The 25,219-nt window shown below is 71.6% G+C and carries 26 protein-coding genes; 16 read left to right on the forward strand and 10 right to left on the reverse strand.

The genetic code is table 11. The features are described from left to right. Positions 1–69: 69 nt before the first annotated feature. Complete coding sequence (locus H7827_RS28335; protein WP_432747852.1) at positions 70–492, forward strand: secondary thiamine-phosphate synthase enzyme YjbQ; 423 nt, start codon at positions 70–72, stop codon at positions 490–492. Positions 493–1,002: 510 nt separating this feature from the next. On the opposite strand, the gene H7827_RS28340 is transcribed toward H7827_RS28335, so the two are convergent. Both H7827_RS28340 and H7827_RS28345 read right to left on the reverse strand, forming a co-directional pair. Beyond that, complete coding sequence (locus tag H7827_RS28340) at positions 1,003–1,659, reverse strand: response regulator (RefSeq protein WP_432747853.1); 657 nt, start codon at positions 1,657–1,659, stop codon at positions 1,003–1,005. Next, positions 1,656–2,786 carry a sensor histidine kinase gene (locus tag H7827_RS28345; protein ID WP_432748077.1) on the reverse strand — a complete coding sequence of 377 codons (1,131 nt, stop codon included), beginning with the start codon at positions 2,784–2,786 and terminating at the stop codon, positions 1,656–1,658. The genes H7827_RS28340 and H7827_RS28345 overlap by 4 nt, the downstream gene beginning before the upstream one ends. Before the next feature lie 226 nt (positions 2,787–3,012). On the opposite strand from H7827_RS28345, the gene H7827_RS28350 reads away from it, so the two are divergent. From H7827_RS28350 to H7827_RS28400, 11 genes are all read left to right on the forward strand, one after another. Then, a complete protein-coding gene (locus H7827_RS28350) occupies positions 3,013–3,561 on the forward strand; it encodes a GlcG/HbpS family heme-binding protein (RefSeq protein WP_432747854.1) in 549 nt (182 codons plus the stop codon). A gap of 33 nt (positions 3,562–3,594) precedes the next feature. Continuing rightward, positions 3,595–4,194, forward strand: coding sequence for an ankyrin repeat domain-containing protein (locus H7827_RS28355; protein WP_432747855.1), 600 nt, complete (start codon positions 3,595–3,597; stop codon positions 4,192–4,194). Next, positions 4,191–5,288, forward strand: coding sequence for a hypothetical protein (locus tag H7827_RS28360; RefSeq protein ID WP_432747856.1), 1,098 nt, complete (start codon positions 4,191–4,193; stop codon positions 5,286–5,288). The genes H7827_RS28355 and H7827_RS28360 overlap by 4 nt, the downstream gene beginning before the upstream one ends. Positions 5,289–5,450: 162 nt before the next feature. After that, complete coding sequence (locus tag H7827_RS28365; protein ID WP_432747857.1) at positions 5,451–6,266, forward strand: ABC transporter ATP-binding protein; 816 nt, start codon at positions 5,451–5,453, stop codon at positions 6,264–6,266. Further along, positions 6,263–7,018, forward strand: a complete 756-nt coding sequence (locus tag H7827_RS28370) for an ABC transporter permease (RefSeq protein WP_432747858.1) — start codon at positions 6,263–6,265, stop codon at positions 7,016–7,018. The genes H7827_RS28365 and H7827_RS28370 overlap by 4 nt, the downstream gene beginning before the upstream one ends. Then, positions 7,015–7,818 carry an ABC transporter permease gene (locus H7827_RS28375; RefSeq protein ID WP_432747859.1) on the forward strand — a complete coding sequence of 268 codons (804 nt, stop codon included), beginning with the start codon at positions 7,015–7,017 and terminating at the stop codon, positions 7,816–7,818. The genes H7827_RS28370 and H7827_RS28375 overlap by 4 nt, the downstream gene beginning before the upstream one ends. 34 nt (positions 7,819–7,852) lie before the next feature. Beyond that, positions 7,853–8,932, forward strand: coding sequence for an ABC transporter substrate-binding protein (locus H7827_RS28380; protein WP_432747860.1), 1,080 nt, complete (start codon positions 7,853–7,855; stop codon positions 8,930–8,932). 39 nt (positions 8,933–8,971) lie between these two features. Next, positions 8,972–10,345, forward strand: a complete 1,374-nt coding sequence (gene allB, locus H7827_RS28385) for an allantoinase AllB (RefSeq protein ID WP_432747861.1) — start codon at positions 8,972–8,974, stop codon at positions 10,343–10,345. Between the two features lie 8 nt (positions 10,346–10,353). Continuing rightward, the gene (locus H7827_RS28390) at positions 10,354–11,238 is read left to right on the forward strand and encodes a hypothetical protein (RefSeq protein WP_432747863.1); all 885 of its coding nucleotides are present in this window, start codon (positions 10,354–10,356) and stop codon (positions 11,236–11,238) included. Beyond that, the gene (locus tag H7827_RS28395) at positions 11,235–11,861 is read left to right on the forward strand and encodes a GntR family transcriptional regulator (protein WP_432747864.1); all 627 of its coding nucleotides are present in this window, start codon (positions 11,235–11,237) and stop codon (positions 11,859–11,861) included. The genes H7827_RS28390 and H7827_RS28395 overlap by 4 nt, the downstream gene beginning before the upstream one ends. A 23-nt stretch (positions 11,862–11,884) precedes the next feature. Beyond that, complete coding sequence (locus H7827_RS28400; protein ID WP_432747865.1) at positions 11,885–12,286, forward strand: allophanate hydrolase-related protein; 402 nt, start codon at positions 11,885–11,887, stop codon at positions 12,284–12,286. A 302-nt stretch (positions 12,287–12,588) separates the two neighbouring features. Here H7827_RS28400 and H7827_RS28405 read toward each other — a convergent pair whose 3' ends face one another. The 8 genes from H7827_RS28405 to H7827_RS28440 form a co-directional block, all read right to left on the reverse strand. Continuing rightward, complete coding sequence (locus tag H7827_RS28405) at positions 12,589–13,290, reverse strand: class I SAM-dependent methyltransferase (RefSeq protein WP_432747867.1); 702 nt, start codon at positions 13,288–13,290, stop codon at positions 12,589–12,591. Positions 13,291–13,366: 76 nt separating this feature from the next. Beyond that, on the reverse strand, positions 13,367–13,876 hold the full coding sequence (locus H7827_RS28410; protein WP_432747868.1) for an NUDIX hydrolase: 510 nt from the start codon (positions 13,874–13,876) through the stop codon (positions 13,367–13,369). A gap of 555 nt (positions 13,877–14,431) precedes the next feature. Further along, the gene (locus tag H7827_RS28415) at positions 14,432–15,499 is read right to left on the reverse strand and encodes a hypothetical protein (protein WP_432747869.1); all 1,068 of its coding nucleotides are present in this window, start codon (positions 15,497–15,499) and stop codon (positions 14,432–14,434) included. Positions 15,500–15,536: 37 nt separating this feature from the next. Then, positions 15,537–16,079 carry a dCTP deaminase gene (gene dcd / locus H7827_RS28420; RefSeq protein WP_030738661.1) on the reverse strand — a complete coding sequence of 181 codons (543 nt, stop codon included), beginning with the start codon at positions 16,077–16,079 and terminating at the stop codon, positions 15,537–15,539. Further along, complete coding sequence (locus tag H7827_RS28425; RefSeq protein WP_432747870.1) at positions 16,076–16,609, reverse strand: dCTP deaminase; 534 nt, start codon at positions 16,607–16,609, stop codon at positions 16,076–16,078. Before H7827_RS28425 ends, dcd begins: the two co-directional genes overlap by 4 nt. Then, positions 16,606–17,544: a hypothetical protein gene (locus H7827_RS28430; protein WP_432747871.1), complete on the reverse strand. Its 939-nt coding sequence runs from the start codon at positions 17,542–17,544 to the stop codon at positions 16,606–16,608. Before H7827_RS28430 ends, H7827_RS28425 begins: the two co-directional genes overlap by 4 nt. Positions 17,545–17,574: 30 nt before the next feature. Continuing rightward, positions 17,575–18,642 (reverse strand): cytidine deaminase, encoded by a 1,068-nt coding sequence (locus H7827_RS28435; RefSeq protein ID WP_432747872.1) that lies wholly within the window; start codon positions 18,640–18,642, stop codon positions 17,575–17,577. Between the two features lie 15 nt (positions 18,643–18,657). After that, complete coding sequence (locus tag H7827_RS28440; protein WP_052385481.1) at positions 18,658–19,542, reverse strand: class I SAM-dependent methyltransferase; 885 nt, start codon at positions 19,540–19,542, stop codon at positions 18,658–18,660. Between the two features lie 1,060 nt (positions 19,543–20,602). Between H7827_RS28440 and H7827_RS28445 the strand changes: the two genes are divergently transcribed. The 4 genes from H7827_RS28445 (at position 20,603) to H7827_RS28460 (ending at position 25,209) form a co-directional block, all read left to right on the forward strand. Then, positions 20,603–21,358: a tyrosine-protein phosphatase gene (locus tag H7827_RS28445; RefSeq protein WP_432747873.1), complete on the forward strand. Its 756-nt coding sequence runs from the start codon at positions 20,603–20,605 to the stop codon at positions 21,356–21,358. Positions 21,359–21,410: 52 nt separating this feature from the next. Continuing rightward, the gene (locus H7827_RS28450) at positions 21,411–23,048 is read left to right on the forward strand and encodes a nucleotidyltransferase family protein (protein WP_432747874.1); all 1,638 of its coding nucleotides are present in this window, start codon (positions 21,411–21,413) and stop codon (positions 23,046–23,048) included. Between the two features lie 36 nt (positions 23,049–23,084). Continuing rightward, positions 23,085–24,314, forward strand: coding sequence for an MFS transporter (locus H7827_RS28455; protein WP_432747875.1), 1,230 nt, complete (start codon positions 23,085–23,087; stop codon positions 24,312–24,314). Between the two features lie 166 nt (positions 24,315–24,480). Continuing rightward, positions 24,481–25,209 (forward strand): D-Ala-D-Ala carboxypeptidase family metallohydrolase, encoded by a 729-nt coding sequence (locus H7827_RS28460; protein ID WP_432747876.1) that lies wholly within the window; start codon positions 24,481–24,483, stop codon positions 25,207–25,209. Positions 25,210–25,219: the final 10 nt, after the last annotated feature.

Here is a 25,219-nt window from a genome sequence, read left to right on the forward strand (position 1 = left end):
CGCCCCCGGTACTCCGAGCGCTTCACCCGCCTGTCCCGCGCCGGGCGCGCAGGCTCTAGCGTGTGGATCATGAGCGACTACTTCCACACGAGCGTGCTCCAGCTGACCACCGGATCCGCCGAGGCGGTGATCGACCTGACCCACCGCTGCCACAAATTCCTCGCCGATGTCGCACCGGGCTCGGACGGACTCCTCAACATCTTCGTCCCGCACGCCACCGCCGGCGTCGCCATCCTGGAAACCGGCGCGGGCAGCGACGAGGACCTGCTCGCCGCCCTCAGCGACCTGCTCCCGGCCGACGACCGCTGGCGCCACCGGCACGGCTCGCGCGGGCACGGCCGCGACCATGTGCTGCCCGCCCTGGTCCCGCCGCACGCCACCCTCCCGGTCGTGGCGGGCCGCCTCCAACTGGGCACCTGGCAGTCGGTCTGCCTGGTGGACACCAACAAGGACAACCTCCACCGCCAGGTCCGCCTGACCTTCCTGGGGTGACCTGGATCGTTCCGGGTGTTGCCGCCGATTCCTCGCGCACGAAGAGCTCCGATGGGCTCTTGCCCCAAAGCGGGAGCCTGGAGGGGGCGTTGGACCGACCGGAGCGTTGTGTGCCCACCGAGGTGGCACTTCGCGGCCTGTGTCGCCGTCGGACCTGTACGCAGACCTCTGCGGGAGAGCCTCCGCGCTGCGTCTGCACGGCACGAAACACAGGGTGGCCGAGCGCCGTGCACGGCGAAAGGGGTTTGTGACCCGGGGAACGGAGATCAGGAGCGAACGGCTGAACTGCGCGTACCGGGAACGTCCGCGTACCGGTCGACAGTGCGGCCTCTGATGCGGGGCGGGTGGGACTCGACCCCATGGCCGACGGGTGACGAGGCCCGCGCCGGACCGATGGGCGGGCGACCTGCGCGGTCCTTCCGGTACCTCGGACCACGGGCGGAACACCGGGAGCGAACGGCACACGGGCCGGCGACCGCCGGACCGTACCGCGCCACAGAGCCGCGGCGGTCAGGGGAGGATCCGCTGTTCCTTGGCCACCGCCACGGCGCCGGCGCGCGTGTCGACGCCGAGCTTGTCGTAGATGCGGCCCAGGTGGGTCTTGACCGTGGACTCGCTGATGAAGAGGGCGCGGGCGATGTCCCGGTTGCCCAGGCCCTGGGAGAGCTGGGCGAGGATGTCGCGTTCACGGGCGGTGAGCGGCGGACGCGCGGCCCGGCCCCGGCCCGCGGCGCGGCCGGGACCGGGACGGGACAGGACGGTGCCCCCGGTGGCCGCCGCGTGGATGGCGGCGAACAGTTCCTCCGGACGTTCGGCCTTCAGCAGGTAGCCCGTGGCCCCGGCCTCGATGGCACGTGCCAGGTCGGCGTCGGTGTCGTAGGTGGTCAGCACCAGGACGCGGCCGTGGCCGGGGACGGCCGTGATGCGGCGGGTGGCCTCGGTGCCGTCGATCCCGCCACCGAGCTGAAGGTCCATCAGCACGACGTCCGGCCCCAGCCGGGCGGCCACCGCGACGGCTTCCTCGCCGCCGGCCGCCTCACCCACGACCTCCAGCCCGGGCGCGCTGCCCAGTAGGGCGAGCAGCCCAGCGCGTACCACCGCGTGGTCGTCACACACCAGAACGCGCACGCTCGTCCCTGACACGGCAGCCGGGGGCCCGTCGCTCACCGCGTCCCCTCCAGGGGGACGGCGACGGACACGACCGTGCCCCGGTCCGGCGCGGACTCGATGGTGAGGGCGCCGCCGAGCCGCCCGGCCCGGGCCCGCATCGCGGGAAGACCGTGGCCGCGCGGTGCCGGCCCCTCGCCGGGCCGGGCGAGGGCGGGGTCGAAGCCGCGGCCGTCGTCAGCCACGTCGAGCAGCACACGGTCCTCCAGGAAGGTGAGGGTGAGCACGGCGGTGGTGGCGCCGGCGTGCTCGCGGACGTTGGCGAGAGCGCCCTGGGCGATGCGCAGCAGCGCGGACTGCGCGTCTTCCGGGAGGTCGCGGGCGCCCTCGATGTGGCAGTGGACGCTCAGCTCCGGCCCGCTCGTGCGGGCGGCGAGGGCGCCGAGCGCCTCGGGCAGGCCGTCGGCCCGCGCCAGGTCGGCGGGGGCGAGGTCGTGGACGAAGCGCCGAGCCTCGGTGAGGCCGTGGTCGGCGACCGTCCCGGCGGTGCGGAGGTGGGTGCGTGCCTGGGCCCGGTCGGTGTCCCAGAGGCGGTCGGCCGCCTGGAGCAGCATCCGCTGGCTGGACAGGGACTGGGCCAGGGTGTCGTGGATCTCCATGGCGAGGCGCTGGCGTTCGGTGAGGATTCCCTCCCTGCGCATGGTCGCGGCCAGGTCGCGGCGGGTGCGGAGCAGCGTGTCGATGAGCTCGCGCTGCCGGACGGCCTGTCGCCGCATCTGCTCGAAGACGGCGGTGGCGACGGCGGCGATCGCCGGCGGTGCCAGCAGCACGGTGGGGTCGAGCCGGTCGGCGAGCCGGAGCTGCGCGGCGACGACGAGCGCGGTCAGCAGGCCGACCAGGGCGAGCGCGGGACGCGGCGGCAGTACGCGCAACCCTGTGTACAGCAGCGGCACCGCGCACCAGGCGAAGCTCGGCGCCAGGACGACGAGCACGGCCCAGACCGCCACCACGGCGGCCAGCCGGGCCAGCCGGCTGCCCGCGGGCAGGCCGCGGAGCGAGCCGAGCACGTACAGAATGGCCAGTGCGAGCGAAAGCGCGATGATCCACGGCGTGCGCGGCTCGCCGGGGTGGCGCAGCAGGAACCGGACCAGCGAAGCGCTCAGCAGGAGCGCGAAGGCCGTGTGCATGACGGCCGCGAGTCGGCGGGTGTCCGCTTCCGCGGCGGCCTCCTCGTGCGTCACCGGTTCCTCCGCCCCACTCGCCCGAACTGCGCAAACACTTCCATGGTGCCGTGTGCCGCGCACCGCCGGGTCATCCGATCGGACGACCCGGCGGGGGTGGGAAGGGCCGGAGGATCGACGGCGGGCGGACGGCAGCGGGCCGCCGCCGCGCAGGACGAGGAGAGACCCCGACATGAAGCGTGCGCTGACCGTCACCGCCACCGTGGTGGCCCTGGCCGCCGGAACCATGGGCGTTGTGGCCGCCCACACCGATGCCCCGGCCGACGCCGCCTCACCCGCGACCCTTCAGGGTGACGGGGCCGACGACCGGCACCTCAGGGAGAGCGACCGACTGACCGTCGGTGCGGCCACGCGCGCCGCCCAGGCCGCCCTGGACGCCGCCGAGGAGGCGGACCAGCGAGTGACGGTCGCGGTGGTCGATCGCGACGGCAACACCGTCGTGACGCTGCGGGGCGACGGCGCGGGGCCGCAGTCCTACGAGTCCGCGGAGCGGAAGGCGTACACGGCGGTGTCCTGGAACGCCCCGACCTCCGATCTCGTGGAGCGCCTGGAGGGTGCCCCCACGCTGCGGGACATCCCGGGGACACTGTTCCTGCCCGGTGGCGTGCCCGTCACCGCCGACGGGAGCCCCGTCGCCGGCATCGGCGTCGCGGGCGCGCCCAGCGGCGATCTCGACGAGGAATTCGCGCGCGCCGGCGCCGCCGCGCTCGGTCTCCGCTGAGCCCGGTTCCACCCGCACCCGAAGGGACGTCCTGTGCACGCCGAAGGCCATGACCTGCTCCAAGCCGCTCACCGCGGAGACATCGCCGCGGTGAGCGCGGCGATCCGCTCCGGTGCCCCGCTGGAGGTCACCGACGATCACCGGCGCACGCCCCTGCTGCTCGCCGCGCTCGCCGACCACGTCGACGTGGCACGGGCTCTGGTGGCGGCAGGGGCGGACCCGGACGCGCAGGACGATTGCCGGGACAGCGCCTGGCTGGTCACCGGGGTGACCGGCAGCGTCGCGATGATGCGGACCCTGCTGCCGGCCGGACCCGACCTGAAGCGGACCAACCGCTTCGGAGGCATCGCCCTGATCCCTGCGTGTGAACGCGGTCACACGGCGTACGTACGGGCCGTACTGCGGGAGACGGACATGGATGTCGACCACGTCAACCGGCTGGGGTGGACCGCTCTGCTGGAGGCGGTGATCCTCGGCGACGGGGGTTCTGCGTACGAGGAGATCGTCGGCCTGCTGCTCGCCGCCGGCGCGACCCCAGGCCTGCCCGACAGCGAGGGGCGCACCCCCCTGGAGCACGCCGAACACCGGGGATTCGCCTCCCTGGCGGCCCTGCTGCGCGAGGCCCGCGGATGAAGCGGGCACTGCTCCTCGCCGTGGCCGGAGTGCTGCTCGCCGGATGTGCCGGGGAACCACCGCGCCCGGTGATGCCCGCCGACCCGCCCTCGGCGGCCGGCCCGTCCGCACCGGAGGAAACGGCCGCCGCTGGCACGCTGCTCGTCACCGATTTCGGGAGCGACAGTGTGTCGTTCGTCGACCCCGTCACGGGAGACAGCGACTCCGTGCGTGTGGGCACCGCGCCGTACGGCCTGGCCGTCGGCGGCGACGGCCGGGCCTGGGTCGCGACCGCGGCGGGAGTCGCCGTGGTCGACACCCGTGACCGGGAGCGGCTGGCCCTCGTTCCGTACCGGACACCGACCGGGCCGCCGGCCACCGGGGAGTACCGGGGTGGCGGCATGGGCATCGCGCTTTCCCCCGACGGGTCGCGGGTTCACGTCGGAGTGAACGTGCCCGGCGACAGCGGCGCCCTGGAGACGATCGACACCGCCTCGCTCCAGGTCACCCGCGTCGCCCCGGTCGGCCGGCGACCCTTCGACGTCGACGTGGCGCAGGACGGGTCGCAGGTGTACGTCACCAATCACGACTCGTTCGACGTGACAGTCGTACCTGCGGACGGTTCCCCTCCGCGCCGCGTCGAGGTCGCGCCCTACGGCACCGAGGGCGGCCTCGCCTCCTGGCTCAAGCCGCACTACGCCGCAGTGCGCCCCGGTGACGGACATCTGCTGCTGCCCTTCGAGGGCGAACGGCTCGTCGTCGTCGACCCGCACACCGGGGAGTCGACGGTCGAGCCGATGACCGCCGCCACGCACCAGCACGGCGTCACCGTGGCACCGGACGGCACCCTGCTGGTGGTGGGCACCGGTCCCATCGGTGCCGCCACGGGCGGGCCGAGCCTCACCGTCCGCGCACCGGACGGACGCGAACGGCTGATCCCGCTGGAGGGACCGCACGAGAACGTCGTGCTCTCGGCGGACGGCGGCACCGCGTTCGTCACCGGCGGCTTCACCCGCGACGGCTACTGGGACGGCATCACGGTCGTCGACCTGGCCGCCGGCACCACCCGGCGACTTGCGGCCGGCCACCGCCCCCTGGACATCGCGGTGCTGTAGCCGGCGGTGAGGGGCGAGCCCACCGGGTCCCCTCACCTCGCTCCCGCGCCGGTCATGACCGCACGCCAGAAACCGTTACACGCACCGCTCGCCGCGTCATCCGCCCGTAATACGCGCCTCGTAGCTTTTGGATCCAATCTTGGATCCAAAGCGAGGAGGGACATGGTTCCGCCAACGGCCCCCGGGATTCACCTCGAGAACCTCACGAAGACGTTCCGCGCCGGACGTCGCGAAGTCCGCGCCCTGGACGGCGTCCGCATCCACTCCCGGGAGGGAGAATTCGTCTCCCTGCTGGGGCCGTCGGGGTGCGGGAAGAGCACCGTCCTGCGCATCCTGGCCGGGCTGGAGTCGCAGTCGTCCGGCGAGGCACTCGTGCACGGCGAGACCCCTGCCGAGATGCGCAAACACCACCATCTCGGCATCGCCTTCCAGGACAGCGCCCTGCTGCCATGGCGGTCCGTGCGCTCCAACATCCGGCTGCCGCTGGAGATCGCCCGCCGCCGGGAGGACGACGGCCTGATCCAGGAGCTGATCGACCTGGTGGGCCTCACCGGATTCGAGGACGCCCGTCCCGGCCAGCTCTCCGGCGGCATGCGCCAGCGGGTGGCGATCGCCCGTGCCCTGGTCGTGAAGCCCCGGATCCTGCTGCTGGACGAACCCTTCGGTGCACTCGACGACATGACCCGGCAGAACCTCAACCACGAACTGCTGCGCATATGGACCGAGCGCCCGGCCACGACGCTGATGGTGACCCACGGCATCGCCGAGGCGGTGTTCCTCTCCGACACCGTGGTCGTGATGTCGGCCCGTCCGGGGCGGGTTCAGGAGGTGGTACGCATCGACCTCCCCCGTCCGCGGACGGCCGGGCTGACGCGCACCCCGGAATTCCACGCCTACGTGGACCGGCTCTCCGCCCTCCTGTTCCAGGACTCGGGCGACGCCCCCCGCGCGGTCGCAGGGGCGGGCGGTCCCCGGTGAGCGCGGCACCGGCGCTGCGCGTGGCCGGCACCGCACTGGTGCTCCTCGCCTGGCAGGCCGCCGGGGCGACGGGCGTCATGGGACCGGCGATCGCGCCGCCCACGCAGATCGTCTCCGGCATGCTGTCCGACGGCGCCGCCTTCTACGGTGCGCACATCCCCATCACGCTCCAGTCCGCGGCCGCCGGCTACCTGTGGGGCAATCTGATCGCCATCGCCTGCGCCGCGACGGTCATCGCCGTCCCCTGGATGGAGAAGGTCATCCTGCACGTGGGGATCGCCTCGGCCTGTATCCCGCTGATCGCCGTGGCGCCCATCCTGGCGGCGATGTTCAGCGGTCCGGGGACCTCGGCGATCATGGCGGGGCTGTCGGTCTTCTTCACCACCCTGGTCAGCACCGTCAACGGTCTCCGGCAGGCGGACCGCACCAGCGAGGACCTGGTGCGGGCCTACGGCGGCGGGCGATATCTGGTGCTGCGCAAGGTCCAGTCGCCGGCCGCGCTGCCGGGCATTCTCACCGCCCTGCGCATCGCGGTGCCCGCCGCGCTGCTGGGCACGGTGATCGGTGAGTTCATGGGCCAGGAACGCGGCCTGGGCGCGGCACTCGTCGTCGCTCAGCAGACCAGCGACGTGGAGCGGACCTGGGGCATCACGCTCGTGTGCGCCACGGTGGCACTGATCGCGTTCCTCGGGGTCGGCTTCGTGGAACGCCTCGCCACCCCGTGGGCCGCGCAGGCCCGGGAGGCGTCATGACCACCCCGACCTTTCCGAGCCGGCACCGCCGGCTCGCCGGCCGGGCCGCGCGCGGCGCGCTCGTCCTCCTCGGCAGCCTGGCCGCCATCGTCGCCGGCTGGATGATCTTCCTGCAGACGGTGGACGTGAGCCCGTTCGTCGCCAAGTCGCCGCTCGACGTGTGGAACTACCTGTCCGTCGCGGAGCACCGCGCGGCCATGTGGCCACTGCTGGGGCGCACCCTCACCGACGCCGCGCTCGGTTTCGCGTCGGGGTTGCTGCTGGCCGCCGCCGTCTCCACCCTCCTGGCCTTCTCCCGTCCCCTGGAGGAGATGTTCCTCCCGACCCTGACCACGCTGCGCGCCATACCCATGGTGACGCTCGCCCCGATCATCGTGCTGGCCCTGGGGCGCGGCACGGCGGGGACAGCGTTCATCGGTGCCGCGGTCGTCTTCGTGCCCGCCCTGCTGACGATGCTGCAAGGGCTCCGGTCCGCCCCGCGGGCCGATCTGGACGTGTGCCGGGCGTTCGGCGGCTCCGTATGGACGGCCTACGTCAAGGTCGGCCTTCCGCACGCCGTCCCCACCTGGTTCACCGCCGCGCGCATCACCGTGACCACGTCCATCGTCGGCGCGCTGCTCGCCGAATGGCTCGCCTCCGGCGCCGGCCTCGGCGGCCAGATGATGCGGGACGCCAACGAGTTCCAGTTCGCCCGCCTCTGGTCCTCGGTGGTCGTCCTGACCGCCGTCTGCGTGGCGGTCCACCAAGTGCTCGCGCTCCTCGAACGTGCCGTCTCCTCGCGCATGACCACCACGCGTTGACGCCCACCGCTCAGCCCACGGAACGGAGCACACCATGACCGCATCCACCCGCGGACCGTCCGGTCGGCGCCAATTCCTCACCGGTGGCCTCGCCCTGGGCTGGCTCGCCCTGGCCGCGGGCCCGCTGGCCGCCTGCGCCCCGGCGGAACCCGGCAGTCCCTCCCAGGATCCGGGCACGGCGGGCTTCGGCATCGCCTCCCAGCGCCTGGCCTGGGTGAAGAACACGCAGTTCGCCGGAAGCTTCCTGGCAGACCGGAACGGCTACTACAAGGAGGAGGGCTTCAGCGGCAGCGACCTCATCTCGGGTGGGCCGACCGCCCCGCCGATCGAATCCGATGTCCTGAGCGGCACCTTCGCCGGCGTGTCCCAGATAGCGGGGGTGGGTGCCGCGATCGCCGAGGGCGCCCCTCTGAAGATCATCGGTGCCGTCTACCAACGCAACGCGAGCTGCGTCATGTCCATGGGCGACCGCCCGATCCGCACTCCGCAGGATCTCTATGGCAAGACCATCGGCTGCTCCTCGTCCAGTGAACCGCTGTGGCGGCTGTTCCTCGCGGCGCTCGGCCTGGACGAGTCCCGGATCACCACAGTGCCCGTGCAGGGTGACCCCATCGGCATGACCCAGGGGGAGATCGACGGCTACCTCGGCTACACCAACAACCAGCCCATAGAGCTGCGCAACCGCGGCTTCGAGATCGAGGAGATGCTGCTGGCCGGCGTCGGCTTCCCCCTGGTCGGCCAGACCTACGTCACCACGCAGGAGAACATCGGTCGCAACCGCGAGAAGGTCAAGGCGTTCCTGCGCGCCGAGATCCGCGGCTGGAAGGACGTGCTGGCCGATCCGGAGCTGGCGGCCCGGGTCACCGTGGAGGAGTACGGCCGGGATCTCGGCCTCGACCCCGGCATCACCCTGACCGCCTGCCGGACCGGCAACGAGCTGATCCTCGACGGCGATCCCGCCCAGCACATCCTCGCGCTCCCGGAAGAGACCGCCGCCGCAAATGTCCGCGCCGCCCGCGCGGGCGGCCTCGACCTCGGTGTCGAGGAACTGTTCGACCTCGGCCCCATCAGGGAGGTCTACGAAGAGGACCCCGCCCTGGCCCTGAACGCCTGACGCCCCGCTGTCACCCGCTCCCACCAAAGGAGACGCTCCATGCCCCACCCGGCACCGTACGACCTGCTTCTCACGGGCGGAACCGTCGTCTCGCACGACGGCCGCCACCGACACGACATCGCCGTCCGGGACGGCCGGATAGCCGCCGTCGGCGAAGGCCTGGCGGCCCGGGCAGCCGCAGACGTCCGCGTGGTCGACGCCGGCGGGCTGCTCGTACTGCCCGGCCTGGTGGACGTCCACGTCCACTTCCGCGAGCCCGGCATGACCGAGAAGGAGGACTTCGCCAGCGGTACCCGAGCCGCTGCGGCCGGCGGCGTCACCACAGTCGTGGACATGCCCAACACCGTTCCCCCGGTGGCGACCGCGGAGGAGTTCCGGCGCAAGCTGAGCCTGGTGGCGCCGAAGGCACATGTCGACTTCGGGCTCTACGGCATGCTCGGCCAGGACAACGCCGAGGAGATGACCGCCATGGCCGAGCTGGGCGCCATGGGCTTCAAACTCTTCATGGGGCAGACCACCGGCGACAACCGGTGCCCCGACGACGCGGCGATCTTCCGCGGCCTGGAGGCCGCCGCGGCGGCCGGACTCGTCGTCGGCGCGCACGCGGAGAACGACCACCTGCTCCGCATGTTCATCGACCGGCTGCGGGCCTCCGGCCGTACCGATCCCCGGGCGCACCTGGTCAGCCGGCCGGCCTTCGTCGAGGTGGAGGCCGTGACCCGGATCGTCACCATGGCCACCGAGGCGGGCACCAAGCTCCACATCCACCACCTGTCCACCGGTGCCGGGCTGCGCCGCGTGCGCGACCTGCGCGCCGACGGCCACCGGGTCAGCGTGGAAGCCCTCGTGGCCCACCTGCTGTTCGACGACAGCGCCTACGACACCCACGGAAACCTCATCAAGCTCAACCCACCGATCCGGCCGGCCGAGAACGTCGCCGAGCTGTGGGCCGGAATCGCCCGCGGCGACGTGGACGTCATCGCCACCGACCATGCCCCCCACACCCCCTCCGAACAAGCCGAAGGCGACGTCTGGTGCGCGCACGGCGGCTTCATCGGGGTCGAGACGATGCTGCCGCTGCTGCTCACCGCCGCCGCACAGGGCCGCCTGTCCGTCGAGGACATCGTCAGGCTGTGCTCCTACACCCCCGCCCGGCGCTGGTCGATGCCCGGCAAGGGACAGCTGGCCCCCGGCTTCGACGCCGACTTCGTGCTCGTGGACCCCGACGCCACCGGGGCGGTTGACCCCGCCACGATGCACTCCCGGCACAACGTCACTCCGTACGAGGGCTGGCCGCTGACCGGTGAGGTGGTCGCCACCTACCTGCGCGGAGAATCGGTGTACGACAAGAGCGGGATCGTCGGCGCACCGCGTGGCCGCCACGTGCGCCCGGCCCCGGCAGGCAAGAGGTGAGGAGCCACGTGACCACGGCAGAACACAGAACGCGGGTGGACGGCATGGGCGAGGCGGTGAGCCGCTGCCTGGCCGAGGCCGGGCTGCGGGCGGAACCGCCGCCCGGCCCGGAGGGGCGGCCCCCGGTTGTCCTCGCCGGCATCGGCACCACCGCGCGGCACGCCCTGGACGGCCGGCTGCTCCGGGATGCCCTCGACGCGGAGCACCTCACGTGCGAACACCACCTCCCGTTCGAGGACCCCGCGGCGCTGCTCGCCCACCCGGCCTGGCAGCTCGCACTCGTCCTGAGCCCGTGGAAGAAGGCCGTCGCCTCCCGCTTGGGGGGTCTCACGCACTCGGCCACCGCGACCGGCGTCGTCGACACGATCCTCCGTAACGGTGACGGAGGACTGCTCGGCGTCAACACCAACTCCTGGGCGGCGCAAGCCGCGATGGAGATCCTGATGGGCGGAGCGACCCCAGCCGGTGTGCTGGTGCTCGGCTCGGGAGGCTCGGCCGGCTCGGTGGCCCTGGCGGCCCGCCGTGCCTGGCCGGACGTCCCGCTCCTCGGCAGCGCCCGCAACGCCGCGGCGCTGTCGGCCTGGGGCGCGGACTTCGACGCCCTGACCGCCGCCCCGGAGGCGCTGCCCGAGGTGCCCTTCTCCACCCCCGGGCCCACGCTGATCGTGAACACCACGACCTGGGGCGAGACGGATGCCTCGGAAGAGCAGTCCTTCGCCTTCCCCCTGCACCGGCTGCTGACCCCCGGCAGCAGGTTCTTCGACCTGAACAACCGGGTCTCGGCGCTGCAGCACGCCGCGCTCCAGGCCGGGATGAGCGTGATGTCGGGCACGTTCATGCAGCGGGTGACCAACCGGTGCCGTGCCGCCCTGCTCACTGCCAGGGCCTCATGACGACCACCACTCGGGAACGGGTGTACCGCTTCCTGCGGCAGCAGATCACCACCGGGGAGTACGCGGGAGGCATCCGCCTGGTCGAGGAGCAGATCGCGGAGGAACTGGGCGTCAGCCGCACTCCGGTGCGCGAGGCGCTGCAGCGGCTCACCAGCGAAGGGCTGGTCATGCGGATCCGACGCGGCCAGCTCGTCGTCGTCAGCGTCGACGCCGAGGCACGGGCCGAGCTCCACCTGCTGCGCGTGGCCTTCGACGAAGTGGCGGCCCGCGGCCTCACCGCCAAGGCGGCGCGGGTGGACTGGGCGCCGCTCTACACGCTGCTGGACCCGCTGGAGGAGGCCCTGCGGAAGCACGGCATCGGCAGCCCCCAGTTCTCCATGGCCCACCTCGATCTGCACATGGCGATCAACCGGGCGGCCTTCTCCGAGACCACCTCGTCGTTCCTGCAACGGCAGGCCTTCCTCTACCCGACGGACGACTACGTCCAGCAGCCGGGACACGAGCCGGTCTCCCAGCACCGGGCGCTGCTCGACGACCTCGCGAGCGGCGACCCGGAACGCGCCGTCACCGCCGTACGCGTCCACGCACTGCGCGGCCATGGCAACACCACCCTCACGGAATGACTCACCGACCACAGGAGCCCCGCATGCACGACACCGTCACCATGTTCGTCAACGGGCAGGCCATGAGCGGCGGCGAGCTCAACGACGCCCTCACCGGTGCCCGTTTCCTCGGCCCCGTCCGCACCGCGCCGCGCTACCGCTTCTACTCCTTCCACGACCGCTTCCCCGGCCTTGCGCCGACTCGGGAAGGCGGGTGGCCGGTCCCCGGCGAGATCTACGAGATCTCTTACCGCGACCTGCGCGAGAAGCTGCTGCCCCGGGAACCGGCGGAGCTGGAACTCTCCGCCATCGAACTGGAGGACGGCCGCGGCTCGCTCAGCATGGTCTGCCGTCGGCCCCCGGCCACCGGACCCGGAATCCACGAGATCACCGCTCCCGGCGGCTGGCGCGCCCACCTCGCGGCTTCCGCCCCGCGAGAGGCCTGAGCCCCGAGGCCCTGGCGGCAACCTTCCGGGAGAAGCGGCAGGCCAGGAGCGGCGCTCCTGGCCTGCTGGGGGGTGGGGCGGGTGGGACTCGAACCCACGGCCAGCGGTTGAGGAGTCCGAAACGCATGCACCACCCCCGGCACGGGTGGTCGGGCTTCGAGGTGGAGATGCTCCACGACGCCGAGCGGGACCACTGGGTCATGCTCTGAACGCCGCACGAGGTGACGGCGGACGAAGCCGGGACACCGTGCACGTGACCCGGCCATGGCGAGGACCGCGCCCCGCCGCGAGCACCCGGAGGTTCAGGGGCGGCGCAGTCGCAGGGCCAGGAACTTGGGCTCCGTCGACAGCTTGCGGAAGTGACGCTCGCTGATCTCCGCCGCCCGTGGCGTCGGCCGGGGCTCCCGGAGTTGTTCCAGGATGAAGCCCGCGTCCAGCAGTTCGGTCATCAGGACCTCCAGCGGCATGCGCCACACCGGGGCCGTCCAGCGGTCGAGGAAGTCGGCCTCGACCTTCTCCGTGGTGAAATAGGATCCGCCGAACAGCTCCCAGTACCGGGTGGGGTGGAAAGTCGACATGACGAGCCACCCGCCCGGCCTCACCACCCGGAGCAACTCGTCCAGGAGTGTGCGGCGCGCCTCGATGTGGTGGAGGACCAGGGCCATCAGCGCTCCGTCGAACGACGCGTCGTCGAGGAAATCGAGGGGCGTCTCCAGATCGTGCTGCCGGAGCCGCGCCGCCTCGCCCAGCCGGTCCCGGGCGCTGGAGAGCAGTTCCGCACTCCCCTCGATACCGGTCACCTCGGCGCCACGGGCGCCGAGTTCCGTCATGTAGTGTCCGGCGCCGCAGCCGACATCGAGAATGCGTTGCCCCTCGCACGGCCCGATGAGATCCAGCACCGCGGGGCGATCGTAGTGGGCGTTGTAAATGCTGTCCGTCGCGTGCTCGGCGTACCACTTTCCCATGTCCCCGTCGAATACGCCGTTGGCTTCGTCGATGGTCACCGTGCCTGCCTTCCGCAGTCGTTCGGCCGGCGGGGTCGACCCGCCTTCCGTTCGGGCACGCCGAGGGCCGTGGGGGCTATCGGTCCAGGGCGATGGGCTGGTCGGGGTATGCCCCGCTGATGAGTCGCGGAAGGAGACCGGGAAGTGCCGGCGGCAGGATGGTCTCCTGCGTCTCCCGCAGTTCCTCGGCGCTCCACCAGCGCATGTCCATCAGTTGCTGCCGTTCCTCCGCGGTCCAGGCCACCCGCCCGAAGTCCGGGGACGCGGTGTGCCCCACGAAGTAGAACTCCTCCTGGTACAGGTACTGGTCCTTCATGTAGGGATGCTCGACGGACCGGGTCCAGATCAGGGGGCCCAGCTCGACGTCCCTGATGCCGGCTTCCTCGTACAGTTCCCGCCGGGCGGCCTGCTCCAGGGTCTCCTCCGCCTCACAGCCGCCCCCCAGCGGAAACCACCAGCTGCCGGCGGCCCGGTTGTGCGGATTGCATCCCTGGACCAGCAGCGTGCGGGATTCCGGGTCGATCAGCACCACCCGGGCCGCCGTGCGCCGCAGAATCCTACGTCCGTCCCTGTATTCAGCCGCCATGCGTCTTTCCGGTCATTGGTGCGGATATGCGTGGCCATGGAGTGCCGCACTCGGGAAGAAAAGCTGCTGCCCGTGCTCGTACCCAGGTCACGACGGGTGAACAGGCAGCCTAGGAGCGGCGCGGTTTACGTGTCAATCAAGCCCTCTTTCGAAAAGGGCGCCGCCAAAGACTTTCCTTTTCCGTCGCCATCCGCAGGAATTGTCGTACTGGTGAAGCGATATCGCTCGCGGGCACCGGCGAGAAACTGCCCGACCCCCCGCTTCGCGGGCCGGTACGCGCCGGCGACAGCCCTGCGGCCGGGAAGTCCTCGACCTCTCCGCACACCTCCGGAACGAACCGGGTGGCGCCGGCAGCCGCCGGCGACCCGGGACCCGGGCTCCGGGGACGTCCCGCTGGTGGGCGGCCGCAGATCTCCGCCGGGGGAGCGGGTGAGCAGGACGCCACCCCCCTGCTTCCGTGACGAGCGCCGCGCTGTCGACGCGCGGCGTGCCCGGGTCAGGGTGCATGGACGTGCTCCGTCCACGGCGGCGCGGATCCGCATGACCGAAGGGGCATCACGCCGCCGCACCCGCCGTCCTGACGGTCCGCAGCAGGATCGACGTCGCCTCGCCCAGCCGCTCCATGTCCTGGGTGAGGCGGTAGCAGGGGGTCCGCTCGGCGAGCCGCCGCAGCAACCGGGTGCGCCGCTCGCCATCCGTGTGCGGGTACCAGGCGGCCAGGAACGGGTCGTACTTGGTCGCCTCCCCCTCCACATGCTCGCTCAGCGCCCGCAGCGCTTCCTCCGGTCCGATCCGGCTGATGGCCGGCCCGCCGTCACCGGAGCCGAACCGGGGCAGGACGACCACGCCGACCCGGGCCTCCGGCACCAGAGGGCGACCGGTGACGCGGGCGAGTTCGGCGCAGCGCACCCAGACCGACCCCGGCAGCCGCGTGCCCTCCCCGGACCGGATGGCCTCGCGGGTGTGGTGCCGGCCGGGGAACGCGTTGGTCGGATGGCCGGCCTCCGTGAGCAGGTCACGCAGCGCCGGGGCGGTACGGGCCAGCTCCAGCAGGACGTCCGTGCGGATGTTGATCGTCCGGGGCGAACCGTAGCCGGTGAGGGCGGCGGGGGAGTCGTCGTCTTCGGTGAGGACGAGATCGTCGTTGGAGACGAAGTCGGCGCCGCCGTTGAGCAGGGCGCTCAGCACGCTGGAGGTCTTGCCGGAGCGTTTGTGACCGAGGAAGGCGATACCGGTGCCGGCGGCGCGGACCAGCCCGCCGTGCAGGAACAGGTCGCCCCGGGCGTAGGACTGCCAGCGCAACAGATGCCGTACCGAGCGCAGCAGTTGCTGCAGCGTCCACTCCCCGGACGCGCGCGGCAGCGCGAGGTGCCGGCGGGTGTCGTCGGCCCACAGCACCCGGTCCGGTTCGTACTCCGAGCGCAGCGCGATCCGCCGCCAGCCCTCCCCGGTGGGCGCGTCGTCGACCACCCTCACCCGCGGAGCTGTCACGGGGGCGTCGGCCGGCTCCATCGCGATGTAGGGGGCCATCACCCGGGCGAGCGCGTCGAGCAGTTCGGGGGAGGCGGTCACCGGGACGACCGCCCCGCGCGCGGACGCGATCGCCGTTCGGTCGCGGTTCATGGGCATTCCCTTCCGGAGCATGCGGGGATCCCTGCCGTCACCGGCCGACGGGCAGCGACTGCCAGAAGGGATCGCGGAAGATCATCGACTTCTTCGGCCCCTTGGAGCCCTGGTACTTCCCCGTGTAGAGGGTGATGTCGCCCTGGGGCCGCCAGAAGGTCATCTGGGCGATGCGCATCCCCGGGTACACCGTGAGCGGCAGGGTCGAGAAGAGCTGGAACGTGACGGTGCCCAGCGACCCGATGTCGATGAGATCGGCCGTCACATGGACGAACAGCCCGGCCCTGGCCGTACTGGACTTCGCGTGCACCATGGGTACGTACGCGGTGCTGCCCACGGTCTCGCGGGACGCGCCCAGGCAGAAACCCAGCGGGTCCAGCAGCAGTCCGGTGGAGGGAATGGTCACCTCCTCGACCTCCTGCTCCTCCCGGGGGTCGATCACCGGGCTGCGGTAGCGCAGGACGGTGTTCTCCAGGGTCAGATCGATGCTGTTGGGGTTGAGGTGATCGGGGTTGAACGGCGTGACGGTGATGACGTCGTTCTTCACCTGCCGTCTGATTTCGGGTCCGCTGAGAATCACGGCGACTCTTCTGTTCTCGTGGGGGGTGTGTGGAGTTTCGAGGGCATTGGCACGTCGTGGCGCCCGTACCAGCCGGCGTACGGGGCCGGGACGCCCTGGATGTTCCAGAACGAGACCTGGCCGATGACCTGGCCCGGGTACACGTAGATGTCCATCGCCGGCAGCAGTTCCAGCGTCCAGCGGTGAACGGCGCCCTGATGGCCCAGATCCGCCGAGAGCTGGACGAACAGCCCCAGCCTGCCGATGGAACTGCGCCCGATGAGCGAGGTCACGTACCGCCGGCTGCCGATGCGTTCCAGGGTGTGCCCGAGGTAGAGGTGCCCCTTGAGCAGCAGACACCGGCCCTCGTCCGGTACGAGCGGTACGTGGCGGGCCACCGGCACGGCCTCGCCGGAGGTCACCACCTCGTGGATCTCCGCCCCGAGGCGGTAGTTGTAGCTGTTGGGGTTCACCCGTGCGCTGTCGAACGGATCGACCACGATGTCTCCGGCGTGCACGGCCTCCGTGATGGCCGCGCCGGTGAGGATCACCGGGTCGCCCGTTTCGGCAGCAGGTCGTGGACCAGGCCGCGGAAGTCCTCGTCCAGCAGGACCGGCGACCCCCAGTCGCGCCAGGTGTCGCGCTCCAGGGGGTGGCGCACGGCGTAGAAGGACAGGATGCCGAGCAGGGCCCACAGTTCGAAGTGCGGCACCATCTCCGCGTCCGCCGGGCACTGGCTCGCCAGCACCTCATCGAGGAAGGCCGCGTGGTACGGACGGTGCCGCAGATGGGCGCCGACCGCCGCCACCGCGTGCGCCGGGGTGGACACGGCGGCGATCGGCACATTGAGCGCGATGATCCGCCGGTCGGGGGTGAGGATGAAGTTCTTGAGGTTGGCGTCGATGGGGACGACGGCGTGCGGGGCCGGATTACGCCGCAGCGCCGCGCGCAGCCCGTGCTCCACCCAGGCGTCGACGGCGTCGCCGGTCCGCGTGCCCTCGTAGAAGGGCCGGGCCCGCCCCCAGTAGCGGGCGGCGTACCCCACGACGAACTCCTCGTGCGAGGCGAGCTCCGGCGCCGTCCGCTTGTACGGGCCGTAGCCGTCGTGCATCCGCGGCAGCTGACGGCACGCCAGCAGGAAGCGTCCGAGGTAGGCGGCCAGTTCCTGCGGCGACGGCGCCCGCCCGTTCCCGGCGAGCACGGTGGCCAGGTCCGTGCCGGGCACGTACTCGGCCAGCGTCCCGTCGAACGGGTCTCCCTGCGCCCGGTCGAGGACGTGGTGGATCCGCTGCACCGGGACCGAACGGGCGAGCGCCTCATTGGAGTCGGCCAGGTAGGAGAGCGGGATATCGGTGTCCGTGAGGTGCTTGGCCACGAGCTGCCGGCCCGCGTCGTCCACCAGGAAGACGGAGTTGTTCGACGTGCTGAGCCGGCTCACGCGCGCCCGCGGGTACCGGGCCACGAGATACCTCTCGAAACTGGACATGGACTCCCACTCTCCTGTGCGTACCGCCGGTCAGCCGTGCCGGAGCACGGGTGCGGCCGGCGCGGTGCCGGGCGTATTCCACTTGGTCCCCACGTACTTGGACGGCAGCAGCTGCTTCATCGGGACGACGCTCAGGTCGTCGGGTGCCCCGATGACCGCCCGGATGTCCGGACCGTAGTCCAGGAGCAGTTCCCGGCAGAGACCGCAGGGCGGGACCGGACGGATGCGCCGGTCCTCCTCACCGGGTTTGGGGTGGCGTACCGCGAGCACCAGCCGCAGGTCCGTCGCACCCGCCTCCCGCGCCTTGCCGAGTGCGACGGCCTCGGCGCACACCGAGGCCCGCCCGACCATGGCCTCGATGTGCAGGCCGGTGAAGGTCCGGCCGTCCGCCGTCAGGATGACCGCGCCGATCTGGTGGCGGTTCTCCGCGTAGTGCGGGGTGATGAGGCGCGCCGCCCTGTCGAACAGGGACCGGAGCCGGTCCCGCTCACCGGACGGCGCTGGCGCGCCGAGCCGGCCGCCGGCCGGGTCGCCGTCCAGGTCCGCGAGCAACGAGGCGATCAGACGCTCCAACTGCGCGAGGTCACCGTCGTTGACGATCCGGTGGTCGGGCTCGACATCGAGAACCCCGGCTTCCGTCGGGTGGACGTCGTCCCCGCCGGTACGGTCGCCGCGCGCGGACTTCCGGGCCCGGCGCAGGGCGTCCGGCGCGCTGATCCGCACCAGGGTGAACCCCTGCGCGGACAACTCGCCCAGATCCACGGGGCGGGCGTCGTCGCAGATGAGGACATCGGCCCCCGCCGCGAGAGCGTCCGCGCAGCGCTGCCGGAAGTCCTCCAGCAGGAAGCCCGGCGCGGTCCGCCGGAAATGTGAGCCGAGGAAGTTCAGCAGGGCGCCGTCCTGGCGGTCCTCCGCCAGTGGGCTGCCGATCCGCTCGTGGAACGCGTGCTGCACGTCGTACAGCGGAGCGGCGATCCGGACCACGGCGGTACGCTCGCCGCGCTCCTGCAGTGCGTGCCGCAGCAGGGCGGCCGTGGTGGACTTGCCCGCGCCGGGGAGCCCGAACAGCGCGATGCGTGGGGGGTGAGGGGTGGTCATGGCCGTCTCCAGCGGTCAGGAGCAGACAAAGACGGAGTTGTGCTTGGTCAGCTCGAAGTACCCGCGCTCGGCGATGCGGGCGCTGACCTGACGTTCCACATCGGCGTGCAGCGCGTCGAACAGTTCCCGCGGGATCGTGTCGTCGGCCTTGGGCAGGGCCCCGCAATACCGGTGGCCCGCGACGTAGAAGTTCATGAACGGCTCGGGCGTGGCGAAGCGCAGGGCGTCGGCATAGGGCCGCTCCTCGACCGAGGAGAAGTGCTTGGCGGCGTACTCCGCGGTGTTGTCCAGCGTCATGACGCCGCGCCGGCCGCGGGGGAGCCGGCCGATGAAGTCGGCGGGGAAGCCGACCCGTTCCATGGCCTCGAAGTGCATCGCGTACATCTCGGGCATCGAGTGGCGCGCCTCGATGGTCACCAGCGCGCGCCCGTCGGCGGCGGTCACCCGGCGCAACTCGGAGAGCACGGTGTCCGGTTCGTCGATGTAGTGGAAGATGTAGTTGGCCATCACCCGGTCGAAGGCGCCGTCGGCGTAGCGGGAGAGATCGTTGGCGTTGCCCTCGGTGAACTCCAGCGGGACCCACGCGACGGTCACGTTGCGCTTCGCCAGCTCCAGCATGGCCGGGGAGATGTCCAGTGCCACCACGCGCCCGCCGTCGCGCATCCTGCTGACGATGTCGCGCAGGATGAAACCGTTGCCGCATCCGACGTCGAGCAGGGACTCACGCCCGGTCAGCTCCAGGGACGCGAAGATGTGGTCGACCAAGGGCTGGAGGTTCGACCGGTAGCGGTTGTGGGCCATCTGCTGGGTGGCGAGTGCCACGTTGCTGCCGAAGTGCTCGCGGATGTAGTCGATCCCGAAGTGGAACTGCTCCGGCGGGGCGGTCATGCTCTGCGTCATCTGGCTGCTCTCCCGGTTCGGCGAAGCTGATCGGACGGACACGGGGCACCGGCCGTGCCGGCGGGCGGCACGGACACGGGAAGCGCGCCATGTCGAATCGCGCTGTACGAGATGGAGGGATTCGGCGGAATTCCGGGCGGCGGCCGACCGCGGTTCCGTCGCAACCAAGGGCGGCATTCAGCTGCCTCGTCGCCCTATTGACCGCCCATTTGGGACGGGGTTGCGAACGCCCGGGAAAACGATTGCTCTGCGGCGAGCCATGACACTAGAAGCGGCATTGGCAGCCGTCAACCACGCAAGCGTTTGATGCGCCCGTCTTCCGTTGCCGGATGTGGCGCAAAGTCTTCTCCGGCCGCGTGCCCCCGCTGCGCGGAGTGACTTTTTCCTTCTCGTCGACGGAGCCACACTGTGGCCAGATTTACGACATCGCCGGTTTTTGTGCGGCCGTGCGGGATCCGGGGATCCGCTGGGAAGTGGTTCAGAACTGCTCAAATCGTCCCGGCAGGATGACGTGCCGCGATCCGGACGGAATCGGGTTCATGAACGCCTGGTGTCCCCTTCGTTCCATCGCTGAACAGGATGAATGCGGCTGACGCGCCGCCCTGTCGGTGCCGGCGGACCGACGGTGAGGGGCGGTGGTGTGGTCGGCGCCGCAGGTGACGGGCGGGTGCAATCGATTGTTCGACAATAGGTGGGGGTATCGGTGAACACCGGAACGAACGGGCCAGCGGACCGGCCCTCCTGCGGATCACTCATGGAATGCGGCGGTCACAATGGCCCGGGCGGCCGACTATTGGTGAAGCGCTTCCGCCCCGAGGCGTTCTTGACACCCCCAGGAGCGGAACCTAGGCTCCCGCCGAGCAGTTGCTGCTTACAGGTAACCGGGATGCCCGCGTTTCACCGCGCCGCTCCTCGGGGATCCCTCTTTTCATGCGCAACCCGGAATGATGCCGTCGCACGCCGCCGAACGGACGCGGACGTGCCGGGCCAGGAAAGCGCATTCCGGAATGCGGTCCGGCGGACGGCGTTCTGCCGAACCTCGATTGCAGGGGAGAAAAGCGTGCGCGTGATCGAACTCGGTCCACCCCATCTGGTGCACGATGTGGGCGGGCAGGAGATCCGGGGTGCACCCCTCACCCGCGGCAGGCTGCTCAGGGGAGGCTTCACCACCCCCTACGCCCCCTCCGCCGTCGACCTGCTGCGCGGTCAGGGCCTGACCGCCGTCCTGGACCTGCGCAGCGACCGCGAAGCCGGCAAGGTACCCCAGACGCTGGCCGCGCAGCCGGACATGAGCTACCGGCGTCTGCCCATCGGTGACGAGGCGTCACGCCCCCAGCCCGGCCGGTGCGCCTCGCTCGCCGAACTGTACCTGCGGCACCTCGAACGGCACGGCCGGGCGCTCGCCGAGGCGGTGACCTTCGTCCTGGAACCCCGGGACGGCGCGGTGCTGGTGCACTGCCGCACCGGGCGGGACCGCACCGGTCTCGTCGTGGCGCTGACCCTCGGCCTGGCCGGCGCCCGGCCGCAGGACATCGTGACCCACCACGCCCGGGCCGCCGAGTCCGTCGCCCCGACCGTGGCCAGGCGGCGCGCCTCCTGGCTCGCGAAGGGCAAGGACACCGGCTTCTTCGACGCGATGAACAGCGGAGCCGTCCCCGCCATGGAACAGGCACTGAGCTGGATCAGCCGGGAGCACGGCGACATCGCCGGCTACCTCACCGCACACGGAGCACCCGGATCGCTGCGGGAGCGGGCGGCCCGGCGGCTGCTCCCGCCGGCGACGGACGCCGCACCACGCGGCGGCGCCCGGCACTGACAGGGGCACGGCTCCCCGGAAGACCTGAACGAGGATCAAGACAAGGAGTGCGATGGGTAACCCGGTGCTTGACGCGGTGCTGTGGGCCGGTGGATTCAGCGACGACGCGACGGCTCTGTCGGGCGGGCGAATCGAGGACATCGCCGGCGCGCTGGAGATCCATCGCGTGGCCGGACGGTTCCTGGTCCGGATGGCGGAGAACCCCACGATCCCCGTCTCCGACGGGCTGCTGGACGCCGTGCGCCGCTCGCACGCGCACCACGCGGGAGCGGCGGCACGCGTGGAGACGGACGCCGCATGGGTCGAGAAGGGCCTCAGGGGCCACCCCGCCTGGGACGGGCGGCCGGTGCTGCTGCTGAAGGGCAACAGCGCCGCCCACCTCTTGGGCGCCGCCGGTTTCCCCCGGCTGACCTCGGACCTGGATCTGCTGACACCGGACCCCGTGCGGTACGGCCGCATCTTCGAGGACCTGGGCTATCACCGGCTGGCGAACAGCGCCTGCCACGAAGAGGCCACCTTCTCCTCGCCGGACAGGTCCCCGCTCGACCTGCACGGGTACTTCCCCGTCTGGCGCTATCCGCGCGGCGACTACCAGGCAGCCAACGGCGCCGGGGGCCTGGTCATGGCCGACTGGGTCTCCACCCGGAAACTGGAGTACGGCACGATCCTCGCGGGTTCCGTCACGCACCCGGCCTCCGAAGCCGGGACGCTCAGAATCCCCGACGTCACCACGGCGACGTTCCTGCTGTGCGCGCACGTGTTCAAGGACTACGTCGAAATGCCCTTCGTCCAGCCGATCGCCAAGGTACGGCTGGCCGAACTGTGCGAGATCCGTGACCTCGCGCACCACCCGGACTTCGACGCCGGCCGCTTCGCCGCGCTGGTACGCGATCACGAGGCCCAGGACATCCTTGCGTTCGCACGCCACGTCCTGAGCGGCCTGGACGCACTGCCCGCCGCGCTCGCCGGAGCCGGACGGTCCGCCGATCGCGACAGCTTCCCCCAGGAAGCCGGCTTCGGCCTGCTCGTCGATGTCGGGACCGAGGTGGCCGACATGCTCGTCAGGCGGGACACGCTCGGCTCCGCACCCGAGGGCATCGGCACCACCCGCGTCGAAGTGGGCGCCACCCCGGCGACGTTCTCCGTCCGGGCCGACGGGAAGGAAGGGAGTGTTCCGGCACTGTGGTCGACCCCGCCGGCCCACCCCGAGGAGGTCTTCGCCGTCGAGTGCGGCGTCTCGGAGGCGGACGGCGAGATCCTCTTCACCTTCCACTCCTCGCGCGGGCTCGGCGTCTACCTCGACGAGATCGCCGTGTGCCTGGGCAACGAACTGCTCCACACGGCACGGGATGTCCACGAAGCGGGCTTCCGGGTCTTCCCCTACGCCTCGGCCACCGCGTCCGCCTGGCACGTCGACGCCTCCGGATGGCGGGTGACGCTGCGGGTGCCCGCCGAAACCGTCCGGCGTCATCGCACGGCGGACGGACACATACCGGCACTCATCTGCTGCACCCGCTTCGTCGAGATGCCGGCCTCGGACTGGGACGCCTTCTACCGCCGCTGCATCAGCAGCGTCCTGATCCCCGTGAGACTCTCGCCGGCCACGCCGGCCACGCCGGCCACGCCGGCCACGCCGGCCACGCCGGCCACGCCGGCCACGCCAGCACCGCAGGGGAGCACCCAGGGGTGACCCGGGCCCGGAACCCGAGCGGAATCGCGGGTCACGATGGCGACTGAGGTCACCCGGGAAGCCCCCGCCGTGCCGTCGGTGTGGCGCAACCGTCATTTCCTGCTCTTCTTCTCGGCGCAGACCATCTCCTTCGTCGGGGACATGATGCTGCCGGTGGCGCTCACCGTGGCCATGCTCTCGGCCGGTTTCGGAGCCAGTGAGGTGGGCCTGGTCCTGGCCGCCCACATCGCCCCCATGGTGGTGCTGATGCTCGTCGGCGGTGTGCTGGCCGACCGCTTCCAGGCACGGCGGATGATGATCGTCGCCGACCTCGTCCGGCTGGTGGCGATCGGTCTCATGGCGGTGGACGTCGCCGGCGGGCGGCCCTCGCTGTGGCTCCTGATCGCCACCCAGACGGTGACCGGCGCCGCCACGGCGCTGTACCAGCCCGGCGTGGCCGGCATGGTGCCGGCCGTCGCCCCCGGCCATCTCAAAGAGGCCAACGCCGCACTGCGGATCGGGATATCCATCGGCGCGGCCCTGGGGCCGATGGGCGCCGGAATCGTCGTCGGATTCGCCGCACCGGCCACCGCCATCGCCCTCGACGCCGTGTCGTTCGCCGTCAGCGCCGTGTGTCTGTCCGTCATCCGGCTCGTGGCCGTGCCCACTCCTCGCCGGGAGAATCTGTGGCAGGGGATGCGGCACGGCTGGTACGAGTTCCGCTCCCGTACCTGGCTGTGGCCGGTCATCGGCGTGTTCGCCCTGCTCGGCCTCACCCTCTACGGGCCGTTCCAGGTACTGTCCGCCACGGTCCTGACCGACCGGGACGGGGCGAGCGGGTACGGCCTGATGATGTCGCTCTTCGGCACCGGCGCGGCGGCCGGCGGGCTGGTGGCGATGCGGATGCGTCCCCGTTTCCCGCTGCGGACCGGGATCATCGCCCTGCTCGGCTACCTCCCGGTCCCGTTCCTCGTCGGACAGGGCGCGCCACCGGTGCTGCTCGCGCCCGCCTTCGCGGCCGCCGGCGCGGGGGCGTCGGTCTGGGCGGTGATGTGGGCGACCACGGTCCAGACCCAGATCCCCGCCGACGTGCTGAACCGCATCTACGCCTACGACCAGACGGGTTCGCTCATCCTGCAGCCCGTGGGACGTGCCCTGGCCGGCCCCGCCGCAGGCCTGCTGGGGACCGGGGCCGTCCTGGCCACCTCGTCCGTCTTCCTGCTGGCCGGCTGCGCAGCCCTGCTCGCCATCCCCGCCTTCCGCCGCCTGCCGGCCGGCCCGCCGTGAGGAGGCTCCGGGAAGACGCCCAGGGGCCGGCGGGGCGCTCCCCAGCCGGACAGCGGCCCGGGAAACCTCCGAAGGAGGGGAGAAAGCGGCACCCGCGCGGCAGGCTCCGGCCGTACGGTTGACGCGCCCTTGTCAATTCGGCGGATCACCGCCACTGTGCTCCCCCATGAGACGAGTGATGCGCTCCCTGGCCGCCCTTGTGCTGCTGACCGCCGCCACCCTGGTCGGCGCAGGCACCGCTTCCACGGCAGCGGCCGACAGCTGCTACACCTGGAATCGCACCCTCTCCGAGGGCTCTTCCGGGGAAGATGTGCGCCAACTGCAGATAAGAGTCTCCGGCTACCCCGCCTACGGCGAGGTCCTTGCCCTCGACGGCTCCTACGGCCCGGCGACCCGGGCGGCCGTGACGCGCTTCCAGCAGGCGTACGGCCTGGCCGCCGACGGAGTGGCAGGACCGAACACCTTCAACCGGATCTACGCGCTGCAGTCCCCGGACTGCTCGCCGGCCCACTTCAGCTTCGCCGAGCTCAACCGCTGCAACACCACCTGGGCCGGAGGCGCGGTCAGCGCCGCGACGGCCCGGCAGAACGCCCTGGTCAGCATGTGGAAGCTGGAGGCCCTGCGCAAGGCGCTGGGCGACCGGCCCATCACGGTCAGCAGCGGCTTCCGCTCGGTGGCCTGCAACAACGCGGCCGGTGGCGCCGCCAACAGCCGTCACCTGTACGGCGACGGCGTCGACCTGACCGGCACCCCGTCCTTCTGCACCCTCGCCCAGCGCGCCAGGTACCACGGCTTCAACGAGATCCTGGGCCCGGGATACCCCGGCCACAACGATCACACGCACGTCGCCCACCGCTCCAGCCGCTTCTGGTCCGCCCCGACCTGCGGCATCTGACCGACCGACA

Origin of the sequence: Streptomyces sp. JH002, from assembly GCF_050916115.1 — a bacterium.
GTDB lineage: Bacteria > Actinomycetota > Actinomycetes > Streptomycetales > Streptomycetaceae > Streptomyces > Streptomyces xiamenensis.